At 64.7% G+C, this 12,508-nt stretch carries 24 protein-coding genes; all 24 read left to right on the forward strand.

Going from position 1 to position 12,508, the window contains the following annotated elements; translation table 11 throughout:
- Positions 1–349 (forward strand): EF-Tu C-terminal domain-related protein (locus BoBH3_RS22365; RefSeq protein WP_465247132.1); only part of this gene is annotated, 349 nt, incomplete at its 5' end.
- 67 nt (positions 350–416) lie between these two features.
- A complete protein-coding gene (gene rpsJ / locus BoBH3_RS22370) occupies positions 417–725 on the forward strand; it encodes a 30S ribosomal protein S10 (protein ID WP_043237115.1) in 309 nt (102 codons plus the stop codon).
- Between the two features lie 67 nt (positions 726–792).
- The gene (rplC, locus tag BoBH3_RS22375) at positions 793–1,521 is read left to right on the forward strand and encodes a 50S ribosomal protein L3 (protein ID WP_262333080.1); all 729 of its coding nucleotides are present in this window, start codon (positions 793–795) and stop codon (positions 1,519–1,521) included.
- The gene (rplD, locus tag BoBH3_RS22380; RefSeq protein WP_262333081.1) at positions 1,521–2,141 is read left to right on the forward strand and encodes a 50S ribosomal protein L4; all 621 of its coding nucleotides are present in this window, start codon (positions 1,521–1,523) and stop codon (positions 2,139–2,141) included. Before rplC ends, rplD begins: the two co-directional genes overlap by 1 nt.
- Positions 2,138–2,446 carry a 50S ribosomal protein L23 gene (locus BoBH3_RS22385; RefSeq protein ID WP_262333082.1) on the forward strand — a complete coding sequence of 103 codons (309 nt, stop codon included), beginning with the start codon at positions 2,138–2,140 and terminating at the stop codon, positions 2,444–2,446. Before rplD ends, BoBH3_RS22385 begins: the two co-directional genes overlap by 4 nt.
- Positions 2,447–2,462: 16 nt before the next feature.
- Positions 2,463–3,305, forward strand: a complete 843-nt coding sequence (rplB, locus tag BoBH3_RS22390; RefSeq protein ID WP_262333083.1) for a 50S ribosomal protein L2 — start codon at positions 2,463–2,465, stop codon at positions 3,303–3,305.
- Between the two features lie 8 nt (positions 3,306–3,313).
- On the forward strand, positions 3,314–3,592 hold the full coding sequence (gene rpsS, locus BoBH3_RS22395) for a 30S ribosomal protein S19 (RefSeq protein ID WP_262333084.1): 279 nt from the start codon (positions 3,314–3,316) through the stop codon (positions 3,590–3,592).
- A 3-nt stretch (positions 3,593–3,595) separates the two neighbouring features.
- Positions 3,596–3,979 (forward strand): 50S ribosomal protein L22, encoded by a 384-nt coding sequence (gene rplV, locus BoBH3_RS22400; protein WP_262333085.1) that lies wholly within the window; start codon positions 3,596–3,598, stop codon positions 3,977–3,979.
- Between the two features lie 10 nt (positions 3,980–3,989).
- Complete coding sequence (gene rpsC / locus BoBH3_RS22405; RefSeq protein ID WP_262333086.1) at positions 3,990–4,721, forward strand: 30S ribosomal protein S3; 732 nt, start codon at positions 3,990–3,992, stop codon at positions 4,719–4,721.
- Between the two features lie 18 nt (positions 4,722–4,739).
- A complete protein-coding gene (gene rplP / locus BoBH3_RS22410; protein WP_038365403.1) occupies positions 4,740–5,153 on the forward strand; it encodes a 50S ribosomal protein L16 in 414 nt (137 codons plus the stop codon).
- 11 nt (positions 5,154–5,164) lie between these two features.
- Positions 5,165–5,377, forward strand: coding sequence for a 50S ribosomal protein L29 (rpmC, locus tag BoBH3_RS22415; protein ID WP_262333087.1), 213 nt, complete (start codon positions 5,165–5,167; stop codon positions 5,375–5,377).
- A 10-nt stretch (positions 5,378–5,387) separates the two neighbouring features.
- Complete coding sequence (rpsQ, locus tag BoBH3_RS22420) at positions 5,388–5,630, forward strand: 30S ribosomal protein S17 (protein WP_262333088.1); 243 nt, start codon at positions 5,388–5,390, stop codon at positions 5,628–5,630.
- A 276-nt stretch (positions 5,631–5,906) separates the two neighbouring features.
- Positions 5,907–6,275 carry a 50S ribosomal protein L14 gene (gene rplN / locus BoBH3_RS22425; protein WP_089175051.1) on the forward strand — a complete coding sequence of 123 codons (369 nt, stop codon included), beginning with the start codon at positions 5,907–5,909 and terminating at the stop codon, positions 6,273–6,275.
- A complete protein-coding gene (gene rplX / locus BoBH3_RS22430; RefSeq protein ID WP_262333089.1) occupies positions 6,275–6,592 on the forward strand; it encodes a 50S ribosomal protein L24 in 318 nt (105 codons plus the stop codon). Before rplN ends, rplX begins: the two co-directional genes overlap by 1 nt.
- Complete coding sequence (gene rplE, locus BoBH3_RS22435; protein ID WP_262333090.1) at positions 6,585–7,151, forward strand: 50S ribosomal protein L5; 567 nt, start codon at positions 6,585–6,587, stop codon at positions 7,149–7,151. Before rplX ends, rplE begins: the two co-directional genes overlap by 8 nt.
- A 36-nt stretch (positions 7,152–7,187) precedes the next feature.
- Positions 7,188–7,493: a 30S ribosomal protein S14 gene (gene rpsN / locus BoBH3_RS22440; RefSeq protein ID WP_112581129.1), complete on the forward strand. Its 306-nt coding sequence runs from the start codon at positions 7,188–7,190 to the stop codon at positions 7,491–7,493.
- A 14-nt stretch (positions 7,494–7,507) separates the two neighbouring features.
- Positions 7,508–7,906 (forward strand): 30S ribosomal protein S8, encoded by a 399-nt coding sequence (gene rpsH / locus BoBH3_RS22445; protein WP_262333091.1) that lies wholly within the window; start codon positions 7,508–7,510, stop codon positions 7,904–7,906.
- A 33-nt stretch (positions 7,907–7,939) separates the two neighbouring features.
- Positions 7,940–8,473, forward strand: coding sequence for a 50S ribosomal protein L6 (gene rplF / locus BoBH3_RS22450; protein WP_262333092.1), 534 nt, complete (start codon positions 7,940–7,942; stop codon positions 8,471–8,473).
- Between the two features lie 11 nt (positions 8,474–8,484).
- A complete protein-coding gene (gene rplR, locus BoBH3_RS22455) occupies positions 8,485–8,847 on the forward strand; it encodes a 50S ribosomal protein L18 (RefSeq protein ID WP_262333093.1) in 363 nt (120 codons plus the stop codon).
- 241 nt (positions 8,848–9,088) lie between these two features.
- Positions 9,089–9,652 (forward strand): 30S ribosomal protein S5, encoded by a 564-nt coding sequence (rpsE, locus tag BoBH3_RS22460; protein ID WP_262333094.1) that lies wholly within the window; start codon positions 9,089–9,091, stop codon positions 9,650–9,652.
- A gap of 10 nt (positions 9,653–9,662) precedes the next feature.
- Positions 9,663–9,857, forward strand: a complete 195-nt coding sequence (gene rpmD / locus BoBH3_RS22465; RefSeq protein WP_262333095.1) for a 50S ribosomal protein L30 — start codon at positions 9,663–9,665, stop codon at positions 9,855–9,857.
- 12 nt (positions 9,858–9,869) lie between these two features.
- Positions 9,870–10,346 carry a 50S ribosomal protein L15 gene (rplO, locus tag BoBH3_RS22470; protein ID WP_262333096.1) on the forward strand — a complete coding sequence of 159 codons (477 nt, stop codon included), beginning with the start codon at positions 9,870–9,872 and terminating at the stop codon, positions 10,344–10,346.
- Between the two features lie 144 nt (positions 10,347–10,490).
- Positions 10,491–11,828: a preprotein translocase subunit SecY gene (gene secY, locus BoBH3_RS22475; RefSeq protein WP_262333097.1), complete on the forward strand. Its 1,338-nt coding sequence runs from the start codon at positions 10,491–10,493 to the stop codon at positions 11,826–11,828.
- Position 11,829: 1 nt separating this feature from the next.
- Positions 11,830–12,423 (forward strand): adenylate kinase, encoded by a 594-nt coding sequence (locus BoBH3_RS22480; protein WP_262333098.1) that lies wholly within the window; start codon positions 11,830–11,832, stop codon positions 12,421–12,423.
- The last annotated feature ends 85 nt before the right edge of the window (positions 12,424–12,508 follow it).

Raw genomic sequence — 12,508 nt, forward strand, 5'->3', positions numbered from 1 at the left:
GCGCGGCACGAAGCGTGAGGACGTCGAGCGCGGCCAGGTGCTGTGCAAGCCGGGCTCTGTGAAGCCGCACACGAAGTTCAAGGCCGAGGCCTACATCCTGACGAAGGAAGAGGGCGGCCGCCACACGCCGTTCTTCACCAACTACCGCCCGCAGTTCTACTTCCGCACGACGGACGTGACCGGCGTGGTGACGCTGCCTGAGGGCACGGAGATGGTGATGCCGGGCGACAACATCTCGATGGAGGTGACGCTGATCGCCCCGATCGCGATGGAAGAGAAGCTGCGCTTCGCCATCCGCGAAGGCGGTCGCACCGTCGGCGCAGGCGTCGTCGCCAGCATCATCGCGTAACGCGTTTTCGTGAGGGCGAGGGCCCTTCTGGGCTTTCGCCTTTTCACGTCACGGAGAGAACAAGACCATGAACGGTCAGAACATTCGGATCCGCCTCAAGGCGTTCGATCACCGTATCCTCGACGCTTCGACGCGTGAGATCGTGTCGACCGCGAAGCGGACGGGCGCCCAGGTCCGCGGACCGATCCCGCTGCCCACGCTCATCGAGAAGTTCACGGTCAACCGCTCGCCGCACATCGACAAGAAGTCGCGCGAGCAGTTCGAGATGCGGACCCACAAGCGGGTCCTCGATATCGTCGATCCGACCCCCCAGACGGTCGACGCCCTCATGAAGCTCGATCTCGCCGCCGGCGTCGACGTCGAAATCAAGCTCTGATCCATTTACGGGTCCTCTGTTTCCGGCATCCCCGGATGGACATGACCCCAAAGGAAGGTATGCACCGATGCGTTCCGGTGTGATTGCACAGAAAGTCGGGATGACCCGCATCTTCACCGATGCCGGCGAGCATATCCCGGTCACCGTGCTGAAGCTCGACAACTGCCAGGTTGTCGCGCATCGCACGAAAGAGAAGAACGGCTATGTGGCCGTGCAGCTGGGCTCCGGCACGGCGAAGGTGAAGAACGTCTCGAAGGCGGAGCGCGGTCATTTCGCGGTTGCCAAGGTCGAGCCGAAGCGCAAGGTGGTCGAGTTCCGCGTCAGCGATGACGCGCTGATCCCTGTTGGCGCCGAGCTGACCGCGGACCACTTCGTCGTCGGCCAGTTCGTCGACGTCTCCGGCACCACCACCGGCAAGGGCTTCGCCGGCGGCATGAAGCGCTGGAACTTCGGCGGTCTGCGCGCCACGCACGGCGTTTCGGTCTCGCACCGCTCGATCGGTTCGACCGGCGGCCGTCAGGATCCGGGCAAGACCTTCAAGAACAAGAAGATGCCGGGCCATCTCGGCGCCGAGCGCGTCACCACGCAGAACCTGCGCGTCGTCCAGACGGATGCCGACCGTGGCCTGATCCTCGTCGAGGGCGCCGTTCCCGGCGTCGCCGGCGGCTGGATCCATGTCCGCGACGCCGTCAAGCGCGCCCTGCCCAAGGATGCGCCGCTGCCGGGCAAGTTCAAGGTCACCGGCGAGAGCAAGGCGGAAGAGGCTCCTGCGGCCCAGGCTGAGGAGAACGCGTGATGAAACTCGATATCACCACTCTCGAGGGCAAGTCGGCCGGTTCGGTCGAGCTGTCGGATACCGTGTTCGGCCTTGAGCCGCGCGCCGACCTGCTCGCCCGCATGGTCCGCTATCAGCTCGCCAAGCGCCGCGCCGGGACCCACAAGTCCAAGGGCCGCTCGGAGATCGATCGCACCCGCAAGAAGATCTACAAGCAGAAGGGCACCGGCGGTGCTCGCCACGGTGCGGCTTCCGCTCCGCAGTTCCGCGGCGGCGGCAAGGCCTTCGGTCCGGTCGTGCGTGACCACGCTCACGAGCTGCCCAAGAAGGTCCGTGCTCTGGCGCTGCGCCATGCGCTCTCGGCCAAGGCGAAGGACGCCGGCATCATCATCATCGATGACGCCACGCTGTCCGAGCCGAAGACCAAGGTGCTGCTCGGGCATTTCGGCAAGCTCGACCTGTCGAGCGCGCTGATCATCGGCGGCGCCGAGATCGATACGAACTTCGGCCTGGCCGCCCGCTCGATCCCGAACGTCGACGTGCTGCCGGTCCAGGGCATCAACGTCTACGACATCCTGCGTCGCGACAAGCTCGTCCTGACGCGCGCGGCCGTCGATGCGCTGGAGGCGCGCTTCAAATGAGCCAGTCCAAGAACATGGACCCGCGCCACTACGACGTGATCGTGGCGCCCGTCATCACCGAGAAGGCGACGATGCTCTCCGAGCACAACAAGGTCGTCTTCAAGGTTGCCCGCACCGCGACCAAGCCGCAGATCAAGGCGGCGATCGAGAAGCTCTTCGAAGTCAAGGTCAAGAGCGTCAACACGATCGTCACCGAAGGCAAGGTCAAGGTCTTCCGTGGCCGCCTCGGCCAGCGCTCGGACGTCAAGAAGGCCGTTGTGACCCTCGAAGAGGGCCACTCGATCGACGTGACCACGGGCCTCTGAGGGAAGGATCGCCATCATGGCTCTGAAGAATTTCAAGCCGATCACGCCGAGCCTTCGCCAGCTCGTGATCGTCGACCGCAGCGAGCTCTACAAGGGCAAGCCGGTCAAGGTGCTGACCGAGGGCAAGAGCTCCTCGGGCGGCCGCAACAACCTCGGCCGTATCACCGTCCGCTTCCGCGGCGGCGGTCACAAGCGCACGCTGCGCCTGATCGACTTCAAGCGTCGCGGCAAGGCCGGCATCCCGGCCACCGTCGAGCGGCTCGAGTACGATCCGAACCGGTCCGCCTTCATCGCCCTGATCAAGTATCAGGACGGCGAGCAGTCCTACATCCTGGCGCCTCAGCGCCTGGCTGTCGGCGACACGGTCGTCGCCGGTGACGCGGTCGACGTGAAGCCCGGTAACGCAGCCCCGATGGGCTCGCTGCCGATCGGCACGATCGTCCACAATGTCGAGCTCAAGATCGGCAAGGGCGGCGCCGTGGCCCGTTCGGCCGGCAACTACGCCCAGATCGTTGGTCGCGACCAGGGCTACGTCATCGTCCGCCTGAACTCGGGCGAGCAGCGCCTGATCTCGGGCCAGTGCTACGCCACGGTCGGCGCCGTCTCGAACCCGGATCACATGAACCGGAACGACGGCAAGGCCGGTCGCTCGCGCTGGCTCGGCCGTCGCCCGCATAACCGCGGCGTCTCGATGAACCCGGTTGACCATCCGCATGGCGGCGGCGAAGGCCGCACCTCGGGTGGCCGTCATCCGGTCACGCCCTGGGGTCTGCCGACCAAGGGCAAGAAGACCCGCTCGAACAAGCGGACCGATACGTTCATCGTGTCGAGCCGTCACGCCCGCAAGAAGAAGAACTGAGGTCCGTCATGGCGCGTTCGCTTTGGAAAGGTCCGTTCGTCGACGGATACCTCCTGAAGAAGGCCGAGGTCGCCAGGACCTCGGGCCGAAATGAAGTCATCAAGATCTGGAGCCGCCGCTCCACGATCCTGCCGCAGTTCGTCGGTCTGACGTTCGGCGTCTACAACGGCGCGAAGCATGTGCCGGTGAACGTGTCCGAGGAAATGGTGGGTCACAAGTTCGGCGAGTTCTCGCCGACCCGCACCTTCCACGGCCACGCTGCCGACAAGAAGGCGAAGAGGAAGTAAGCCATGGGTAAAGCATCAGCCCCCCGTGCGCTGCCCGAGAACGAAGCGGTTGCGGTCGCCCGCAACCTGCGTGTCTCGCCGCAGAAGCTGAACCTCGTCGCTCAGCTGATCCGCGGCAAGAAGGTCTCGACGGCGCTCGCCGATCTCGAGTTCTCTCGCAAGCGCATCGCGAACGACGTTCGCAAGTGTCTGCAGAGCGCGATCGCCAACGCCGAGAACAATCATGACCTCGACGTCGACGATCTCGTCGTCGCCCAGGCCTTCGTCGGCAAGGCGCTTGTCATGAAGCGCTTCCACGCCCGCGCCCGCGGCCGTGGCGCCCGTATCCTGAAGCCGTTCGCGAACATCACGATCATCGTGCGCGAGCAGGCGACGGCAGAGGCCTGAGGAGAGAACGATGGGTCAGAAAATCAATCCGATCGGCCTTCGCCTCGGCATCAATCGGACCTGGGATTCGCGCTGGTTCGCGAACAAGGGCGAGTACGGCAAGCTGCTGCATGAGGACATGGCCATCCGCGCCGCCCTTATGAAGCTGCTGAAGCAGGCCGCGGTCTCGAAGATCATCATTGAGCGCCCGCACAAGAAGTGCCGCGTCACCATCCACTCGGCGCGTCCGGGCGTGGTGATCGGCAAGAAGGGCGCCGACATCGAGAAGCTCCGCAAGGTGGTCTCGAACCTCACCAAGGCCGACGTCACGATCAACATCGTCGAGGTGCGCAAGCCCGAGATCGACGCCACGCTGGTCGCCGATTCGATCGCGCAGCAGCTTGAGCGCCGTGTCGCCTTCCGTCGCGCCATGAAGCGCGCCGTGCAGTCGGCCATGCGTCTGGGCGCCGAGGGCATCCGCATCAACTGCTCGGGCCGCCTCGGCGGCGCCGAAATCGCTCGCCTCGAGTGGTATCGCGAGGGCCGGGTGCCGCTGCATACGCTGCGCGCCGATGTCGACTACGGTGTCGGCACCGCCTTCACGACCTACGGGACGTGCGGCATCAAGGTCTGGATCTTCAAGGGCGAGATCCTCGAACATGACCCGATGGCCCAGGACAAGCGCCTCTCCGACGAGGGCGGCCGCTCCGGCGGTCGTGACCGCGATCATCGTGATCGCGATCGTCGCGAGCAGGCTGCGTAAGGCTGATCGAGAAGAGCCATGCTGCAACCAAAACGCACCAAGTTCCGCAAGCAGTTCAAGGGACGCATTTCCGGCGTCGCCAAGGGCGGCACGGATCTCAACTTCGGCCAGTTTGGCCTGAAGGCCCAGGAGCCCGAGCGGGTCACCGCGCGCCAGATCGAGGCGGCTCGCCGCGCGATCACCCGCGCCATGAAGCGCGTCGGCCGTGTCTGGATCCGCATCTTCCCGGATGTGCCGGTTTCCAAGAAGCCGACCGAAGTCCGCATGGGTAAGGGCAAGGGTTCGCCGGAGTTCTGGGCCGCCAAGGTCAAGCCCGGCAGGATCATGTTCGAGCTGGACGGCGTGTCTGAGGAGATCGCCCGCGAGGCGCTGCGTCTCGGCGCTGCCAAGCTGCCGATCAAGACCCGCTTCATCCAGCGCATCGCCGAGTGAGGGAGGTCGAGATGAAAAGCACACAGCGTCAATCCGACCTGAAGGCCATGAGCACGGACCAGCTCCATGACGAGCTGCTCAAGCTCAAGAAGGAGCAGTTCAACCTGCGCTTTCAGAAGGCCACCGGCCAGCTCGAGAACACCGCGCGGGTGACCGAGCTCCGCAAGGATATCGCCCGCATCAAGACGCTGCAGCGGTCGAAGGCCGTTGCGGCCAGCGCGTAAGGAGAAAAAAATGCCTAAGCGCGTGCTGCAGGGCGTCGTCGTCAGCGACAAGCAGAACAAAACTGTTGTGGTGAAGGTCGAGCGGCGTTATACGCACCCGCTCCTCAAGAAGACGGTTCGCCGTACGAAGAACTACCACGCTCATGACGAGGTGGGTTCGTTCAAGGTCGGTGACACGGTCTGGATCGAGGAGTCCAAGCCGATTTCCAAGCTGAAAAGCTGGGTTGTGCTCGAAAACGCCCCCAAGGCGTGATTCGAGACGGCTTTGCCCGGCCCTGGTTCAGGGGCGGGCAGGGCGAGGCACCGGATTGATCCGATGCCCAACCAAGCGGATCGCCTCTCCTTGCGTCCAAAGGACGCGGGGGCGAGCCGAAGGAAGCCGGACGTGTTTTCCGCAAAGGTGGTTCCCACTTTTGCGGATCATGTTTTGTTTGAGGCCAGGGGGCGATCGACCCCCGTCAGTCGTAGTCCCGGCCAGCGCTGAGGCCGTCCGGGAAACCGCCTGATACCATTTGGAAGGATCAAGGCCATGATCCAGGTGCAGACGAATCTCGACGTCGCCGACAATTCCGGCGCCCGTCGCGTGATGTGCATCAAGGTTCTCGGCGGGTCGAAGCGGAAGTACGCCGGTGTCGGCGACATCATCGTCGTTTCGATCAAGGAAGCCATCCCGCGCGGCCGCGTGAAGAAGGGCGACGTCATGAAGGCGGTCGTCGTGCGCACCGCCAAGGACGTCAAGCGCCCCGACGGTTCCGTGATCCGCTTCGACCGCAATGCGGCCGTGCTGATCAACAACCAGAAGGAGCCTGTCGGCACCCGTATCTTCGGACCGGTTCCGCGCGAGCTGCGCGCCAAGAACCACATGAAGATCATCTCGCTGGCGCCGGAGGTGCTGTGATGGCTGCGAAAATCAAGAAGGGCGACAAGGTCGTCGTGCTTGCCGGCCGCGACAAGGGCAAGTCGGGTGAAGTGCTCCAGGTGCTGCCGAAGGACGGGCGCGCGGTAGTGCGCGGCGTCAACCTCGTGAAGCGCCATACGAAGCAGTCCCCGCAGTCCGAGGGCGGCATCATCAGCAAGGAAGCGACGATCAACCTGTCGAACATTGCCGTCGCCGATCCGAAGGACGGCAAGGCGACGCGCGTCGGCTTCAAGGTTCTCGATGACGGCCGCAAGGTTCGTTTCGCCAAGCGTTCGGGGGATCTGATCGATGGCTGAGGCTCAGACGAGCGCGCTTTCGCCGCGCATGAAGAAGCATTACGAGGACGTCGTTCGTCCCGCGATGATCGAAGAATTCGGCTACAAGAACGTCATGGAAGTGCCGACGATCGAGAAGATCGTCATCAACATGGGCGTTGGCGAGGCGACGGCTGACCGCAAGAAGGTCGATACCGCCGCGGGCGATCTCGCCCTGATCGCTGGCCAGAAGCCGGTCATCACCAAGTCCCGCCTCGCCATCGCCGGCTTCAAGCTGCGCGAGAACATGGCGGTGGGCTGCAAGGTCACGCTGCGCAAGACGCGGATGTACGAGTTCGTTGACCGGCTCGTCACCATCGCGCTTCCGCGGGTGCGCGACTTCCGGGGCCTGAACCCGAAGTCGTTCGACGGGCGCGGCAACTTCGCGCTCGGGATCAAGGAGCACATCGTGTTCCCCGAGATCAACTACGACAAGGTCGACCAGGTCCTGGGTATGGACGTGATCGTCTGCACGACTGCGAAGTCGGATGACGAGGCACGCGCCCTGCTCAAGCACTTCAACTTCCCGTTCCGGCAGTGAACCTAAGCGTTCATACGCGGAAACCAGGAGAGATCGATGGCTAAGAAAAGCTCCGTCGAGACCAACGAGCGCCGCAGGAAGCTGGTGAAGAAGTTCGCCGGCCGCCGGGCTCGTCTGCTCGCAATCGCCAATGACGAAAACCAGCCCATGGACGAGCGCTTTCTCGCCCGCCTCAAGCTGGCTGAACTGCCGCGCAACTCGGCCAAGAACCGCATCCGCAATCGTTGCGAGGTGACGGGCCGTCCGCGTGCGTTCTATCGCAAGATGAAGATGTCGCGCGTCGCGCTCCGCGAACTCGGCAACAAGGGGCTCGTTCCGGGCCTCGTGAAGTCGAGCTGGTAAGGGAGGACAGGACAATGGCAATCATTGATCCGCTCGGCGATCTGCTGACCCGCATCCGCAATGCGCAGATGCGTCGCAAGTCGCGCGTTTCCACCCCCGGCTCGAAGCTGCGCGCTCGCGTGCTCGACGTGCTCCAGTCCGAGGGTTACATCCGCGGTTACTCGACGACCGAGTTCGGCAACGGCCGGACCGAGTTCGATATCGAGCTGAAGTATCACGAGGGCCTGCCGGTCATCCGGTCGATCTCGCGTGTTTCGAAGCCCGGTCGCCGCGTCTATTCGTCGGTCGATACGATGCCGCGCGTGGCCGATGGCCTCGGCGTGACGATCGTCTCGACGCCGAAGGGCGTGATGGCCGATCATGTGGCTCGCGAGCAAAACGTGGGCGGCGAAGTGCTCTGCCGGGTCTTCTGACCCGACAGGCGCCGCTCATTCAGGAGAAATCCAATGTCTCGTATCGGAAAGAAGCCGGTTCCGGTTCCCGCTGGCGTCACCGCCTCGGTCACCGGCCAGCTGGTCAAGATCAAGGGCTCGAAGGGCGAGCTCTCCTTCGTGGTGCCCGAGGACGTCTCGGTCGCCATGGAAGACGGCTCGATCGCGGTGCAGCCGCGCTCGCAGTCGAAGCGCGCCCGCTCGCTCTGGGGCACTTCGCGCGCCCGCATCAACAATCTCGTGATCGGCACCACCGCCGGCTTCGAGAAGAAGCTCGAGATCAACGGCGTCGGCTACAAGGCCGCGGTCGCTGGCAAGGTGCTGAAGCTGTCGCTCGGCTACAGCCATGACATCGACTATGAAATCCCGGCTGGCGTCTCGATCACGACGCCGAAGCCGACGGAGATCGTCGTCGTCGGCATCGACAAGCAGATCGTCGGTCAGACCGCTGCTGAGATCCGCGATTATCGCGGCCCCGAGCCCTACAAGGGCAAGGGCGTCAAGTACGCCGGCGAGTTCATCTTCCGCAAGGAAGGCAAGAAGAAGTAAGGACGCCAGCCATGAGCAAGCAGAACGATGTGACTGCGCGCCGCAAGGCTCGCGTCCGCCGCGCGATCAAGGCGGTCGCCAACGGCCGCCCGCGCCTCTCGGTGCATCGCACCGGCAAGCAGATCTACGCCCAGGTCATCGACGATCTGAAGGGGGTCACCCTCGCTTCGGCCTCGTCGCTCGACAAGGACCTGCGCGAGCAGATCAAGTCCGGCGCCAATGTCGATGCCGCCGGCACGATCGGCAAGATCGTCGCCGAGCGCGCGGTCAAGGCCGGCGTGAAGGAAGTGGTCTTCGACCGTGGTCCGTATATGTACCACGGCCGCGTCAAGGCCCTGGCCGAGGCCGCCCGCGAGGCTGGCCTCAGCTTCTGAGGATATCGGATATCGCCCGGCAGGCGCGCGAGCACCTGCCGGGCGGCATCCGTTTCTCGATCATCGCGCGTCCGAAGGACGAGGTCACGATGATCGATGCGTTAAGGCATCGGGTTCTTCCGAAAAGTGGCTCCCACTTTTCGGCCCGATGCACAGCTTCCCCGCGCAATGAGGCACGGGGGCAGGCTCGAGCGAGCGGCGGGACTTCGATCCTCGTCCGCGCAAGTAAGAGGACAGACACATGGCTAGAGAGCCGCGTGAGCGTCGGGATAGCGAAGACCGCGATTCCGAATTCGTGGACAAGCTCGTCCACATCAACCGCGTCGCCAAGGTGGTGAAGGGTGGTCGTCGCTTCGGCTTCGCCGCGCTCGTCGTCGTCGGCGACCAGAAGGGCCGCGTCGGCTTCGGCCACGGCAAGGCCCGTGAAGTTCCCGAGGCGATCCGCAAGGCCACCGAAGCCGCCAAGCGCGGCCTGGTCCGCATCCCGCTTCGCGAGGGTCGCACCCTCCATCACGACGTGCAGGGCCGCCATGGCGCCGGCAAGGTCGTGCTGCGTGCGGCTCCGGCCGGTACCGGCATCATCGCCGGTGGCCCGATGCGCGCCGTCTTCGAGGCGGTCGGCATGCAGGACGTCGTGTCCAAGTCGCTCGGCTCCTCGAACCCCTACAACCTCGTGCGCGCCACTTTCGACGCGCTGAAGAACGAGGACAGCCCGCGCTCGGTCGCGGCTCGTCGCTCGCTCAAGGTTTCGGCCCTGCAGACCCGTCGCCGCGATGCCGGCACGGATGCGGCCGCGGAAGCGTGAGGAGGGATTCATGGCAAAGGCTGAGAAGACCCTCGTCGTCGAGCAGATCGGCTCCCCGATCCGCCGCGATGCCACCCAGCGCCAGACCCTGATCGGTCTCGGGCTGAACAAGATCCGCCGCCGCTCGACCCTCCAGGACACCCCCGCGGTGCGTGGCATGGTCGAGAAGGTCAAGCACCTCGTGCGCGTCATCGACGCGAAGTGAGGAGGGCGTCACATGAAACTCAACGACATTCGTGACAACGAAGGCGCGAGCAAGTCGCGCATCCGCGTCGGCCGGGGCATCGGTTCCGGCAAGGGCAAGACCGGCGGGCGTGGCGTCAAGGGCCAGAAGGCTCGCGCCGGCGTGGCGGTCAAGGGCTTCGAAGGCGGCCAGATGCCGCTCTATCGTCGCCTGCCGAAGCGCGGTTTCCACAACCTCTTCGCCAAGGATCTGAACGAGGTGAACCTCGGCCGCATCCAGCAGGCGGTTGAGGCCGGCAAGCTCGACGCCAAGGGTACCGTGACCATCGAGGCGCTCGTCGCCGCCGGTGTCATCACCCGCCAGGCGAAGGACGGCGTCAAGATTCTCGGCGTGGGCGAGCTCAAGAGCAAGCTCGCTTTCGAGGTTGCCGGCGCGTCCAAGTCGGCTGTCGCTGCGATCGAGAAGGCCGGCGGTTCGGTCAAGATCCTGGCTGCCGCTTCACAGGCGTGATCCTAACGCCTACATGACGTTTGCGAACGGCGGCCGGGCCTGCGCCCAGGCCGCCGTTCGACTGTTTGACCCGGGCATGACGGGGCGCGAAGAGCGCGCCGGCCGTCGTGCCGAGGACTGATCTGAGACCCAAGGACCGGACGCATGGCATCGGCGGCTGAACAGCTTGCGGCAAACCTCAATTTCGGGGCTTTCGCCAAGGCGGACGAACTGAAGAAGCGGATCTGGTTCACGCTGGGTGCGCTTGTCGTCTACCGGCTCGGCACCTACATCCCGCTGCCCGGCATGAACCCCGACGCGGTGGCCGATCTCTTCCGGCAGACCCAGTCCGGCGTGCTCGGCATGTTCAACATGTTTTCGGGCGGTGCCGTCGGCCGCCTCGCCATCTTCGCACTGGCGATCATGCCGTACATCTCGGCCTCGATCATCGTGCAGCTGCTCTCCAGCGTCGTGCCGAGCTTCGAGGCGCTGAAGAAGGAAGGCGAGCAGGGCCGCAAGACCCTCAACCAGTACACCCGCTACCTGACCCTCGTGCTGGCCGTGTTCCAGGCCTATGCGATCGGCGTGGGTCTTCAAGGTTCCGGTAACCTCGTGCTCGAGCCCGGGCCCTTCTTCCTCGTTTCGACCACGATCACGCTCGTCGGCGGCACGATGTTCCTGCTGTGGCTGGGCGAGCAGATCACCAGCCGCGGCATCGGCAACGGCACCTCGATGATCATCTTCGCGGGCATCATCGCCGAATTCCCGTCGCAGCTCGCCCAGACCCTCGAGCTCGGCCGTCAGGGCGCGATCTCGACCGGGCTCCTGCTCGGCATCCTGGTGATGGCCGTTTGCGTCATCGCCTTCTGCGTGTTCATGGAGCGCGCGCAGCGCCGCCTGCTGATCAACTATCCGAAGCGCCAGGTCGGCAACCGGATGTATGAGGGACAGACCTCGTTCCTGCCGCTGAAGCTCAACACCGCGGGCGTGATCCCGCCGATCTTCGCGTCCTCGCTGCTGCTGCTGCCCACGACCGTCGCGAGCTTCTCGCAGGCTTCGGGCGCCACTGGCATCCTGTCGACCATCGCGACCTATCTCGCCCATGGCCGGCCGCTGTTCATGATCCTCTACGCGGCGCTGATCATCTTCTTCTGCTTCTTCTACACCGCGATCGTGTTCAACCCGGTCGAGACGGCGGACAATCTCAAGAAGCATGGCGGCTTCATGCCCGGCATTCGCCCGGGCGAGCGCACGGCCGAGCATATCGACCGCATCCTGACCCGCATCACCGTTCTCGGCGCCGGCTATCTGACGATCGTCTGCCTTATCCCCGAGTTCATGATCACCTATGCTCAGATCCCGATCATCCTGCTGGGCGGCACGTCGCTGCTCATCGTGGTGACGACGACCATGGATACCGTGGCACAGATCCACGGACATCTGCTGGCCCATCAGTACGAGGGGCTGGTCAAGAAGGCTAAATTGCGGGGAGCGCGACGGTAAGATGCGATTGATCTTCTTGGGGCCGCCCGGGGCGGGGAAGGGCACTCAAGCCGCGCGCATTGTCGCGAAGCACGGCATTCCGCAACTCTCCACCGGCGACATGCTGCGCGCAGCGGTCGCTGCGGGCACGCCGATCGGCCAGAAGGCCAAGGCGGTGATGGACGCAGGCGGGCTGGTCTCCGATGAGATCGTGATCGGCATCGTCGCCGACCGCATCGAGGAGCCGGACGCGAAGAAGGGCTTCATCCTGGACGGCTTCCCGCGTACCCTGGCACAGGCCGAGGCGCTCGACGGGATGCTCGACGGCAAGGGGCTGAAGCTCGACGCCGTGCTGGAGCTCAAGGTCGACCAGACCAAGCTCGTCGACCGCATCGTCAAGCGCGCCGAGGAAGCGAAGGCGGCGGGCCAGCCGGTCCGGAAGGACGATGACCCGGAGGTCTTCAAGACCCGGCTCGAAGCCTATAACCGGGATACGGCGGTCGTTGCTCCGTACTACGCCAAGCGCGGCCAACTCACCGCCATCGACGGTATGCAGCCGATCGATACGGTGACGTCGGCGATCGAGAGCGCTCTCTCGGAGACGGCGCGGGGCTGATCGCGGGCCGATCCGCTGTTGGCATGTTTCTTGGTTGATGGCGGCTTGACTCGAGCTGCCCGACCGGCTAACGACCCGCCATCCG

This window comes from Allobosea sp. BH3, assembly GCF_025499465.1.
Lineage (GTDB): Bacteria > Pseudomonadota > Alphaproteobacteria > Rhizobiales > Beijerinckiaceae > Allobosea.

Excerpts from the sequence above, each read along its gene's own strand:
- secY (WP_262333097.1), top strand. The coding sequence starts at position 10,491 with ATGGCATCGGCGGCTGAACAGCTTGCGGCAAACCTCAATTTCGGGGCT.
- rpsS (WP_262333084.1), top strand. The coding sequence starts at position 3,314 with ATGGCGCGTTCGCTTTGGAAAGGTCCGTTCGTCGACGGATACCTCCTG.
- rpsN (WP_112581129.1), top strand. The coding sequence starts at position 7,188 with ATGGCTAAGAAAAGCTCCGTCGAGACCAACGAGCGCCGCAGGAAGCTG.
- BoBH3_RS22385 (WP_262333082.1), top strand. The coding sequence starts at position 2,138 with ATGAGCCAGTCCAAGAACATGGACCCGCGCCACTACGACGTGATCGTG.
- rplE (WP_262333090.1), top strand. The coding sequence starts at position 6,585 with ATGGCTGAGGCTCAGACGAGCGCGCTTTCGCCGCGCATGAAGAAGCAT.
- rpmC (WP_262333087.1), top strand. The coding sequence starts at position 5,165 with ATGAAAAGCACACAGCGTCAATCCGACCTGAAGGCCATGAGCACGGAC.
- rpsE (WP_262333094.1), top strand. The coding sequence starts at position 9,089 with ATGGCTAGAGAGCCGCGTGAGCGTCGGGATAGCGAAGACCGCGATTCC.
- rplO (WP_262333096.1), top strand. The coding sequence starts at position 9,870 with ATGAAACTCAACGACATTCGTGACAACGAAGGCGCGAGCAAGTCGCGC.
- rplV (WP_262333085.1), top strand. The coding sequence starts at position 3,596 with ATGGGTAAAGCATCAGCCCCCCGTGCGCTGCCCGAGAACGAAGCGGTT.
- rpsC (WP_262333086.1), top strand. The coding sequence starts at position 3,990 with ATGGGTCAGAAAATCAATCCGATCGGCCTTCGCCTCGGCATCAATCGG.
- rpsQ (WP_262333088.1), top strand. The coding sequence starts at position 5,388 with ATGCCTAAGCGCGTGCTGCAGGGCGTCGTCGTCAGCGACAAGCAGAAC.
- rplP (WP_038365403.1), top strand. The coding sequence starts at position 4,740 with ATGCTGCAACCAAAACGCACCAAGTTCCGCAAGCAGTTCAAGGGACGC.
- rplF (WP_262333092.1), top strand. The coding sequence starts at position 7,940 with ATGTCTCGTATCGGAAAGAAGCCGGTTCCGGTTCCCGCTGGCGTCACC.
- rplD (WP_262333081.1), top strand. The coding sequence starts at position 1,521 with ATGAAACTCGATATCACCACTCTCGAGGGCAAGTCGGCCGGTTCGGTC.
- rpsJ (WP_043237115.1), top strand. The coding sequence starts at position 417 with ATGAACGGTCAGAACATTCGGATCCGCCTCAAGGCGTTCGATCACCGT.
- rpsH (WP_262333091.1), top strand. The coding sequence starts at position 7,508 with ATGGCAATCATTGATCCGCTCGGCGATCTGCTGACCCGCATCCGCAAT.
- rpmD (WP_262333095.1), top strand. The coding sequence starts at position 9,663 with ATGGCAAAGGCTGAGAAGACCCTCGTCGTCGAGCAGATCGGCTCCCCG.
- rplN (WP_089175051.1), top strand. The coding sequence starts at position 5,907 with ATGATCCAGGTGCAGACGAATCTCGACGTCGCCGACAATTCCGGCGCC.
- rplC (WP_262333080.1), top strand. The coding sequence starts at position 793 with ATGCGTTCCGGTGTGATTGCACAGAAAGTCGGGATGACCCGCATCTTC.
- rplB (WP_262333083.1), top strand. The coding sequence starts at position 2,463 with ATGGCTCTGAAGAATTTCAAGCCGATCACGCCGAGCCTTCGCCAGCTC.
- BoBH3_RS22480 (WP_262333098.1), top strand. The coding sequence starts at position 11,830 with ATGCGATTGATCTTCTTGGGGCCGCCCGGGGCGGGGAAGGGCACTCAA.
- rplX (WP_262333089.1), top strand. The coding sequence starts at position 6,275 with ATGGCTGCGAAAATCAAGAAGGGCGACAAGGTCGTCGTGCTTGCCGGC.
- rplR (WP_262333093.1), top strand. The coding sequence starts at position 8,485 with ATGAGCAAGCAGAACGATGTGACTGCGCGCCGCAAGGCTCGCGTCCGC.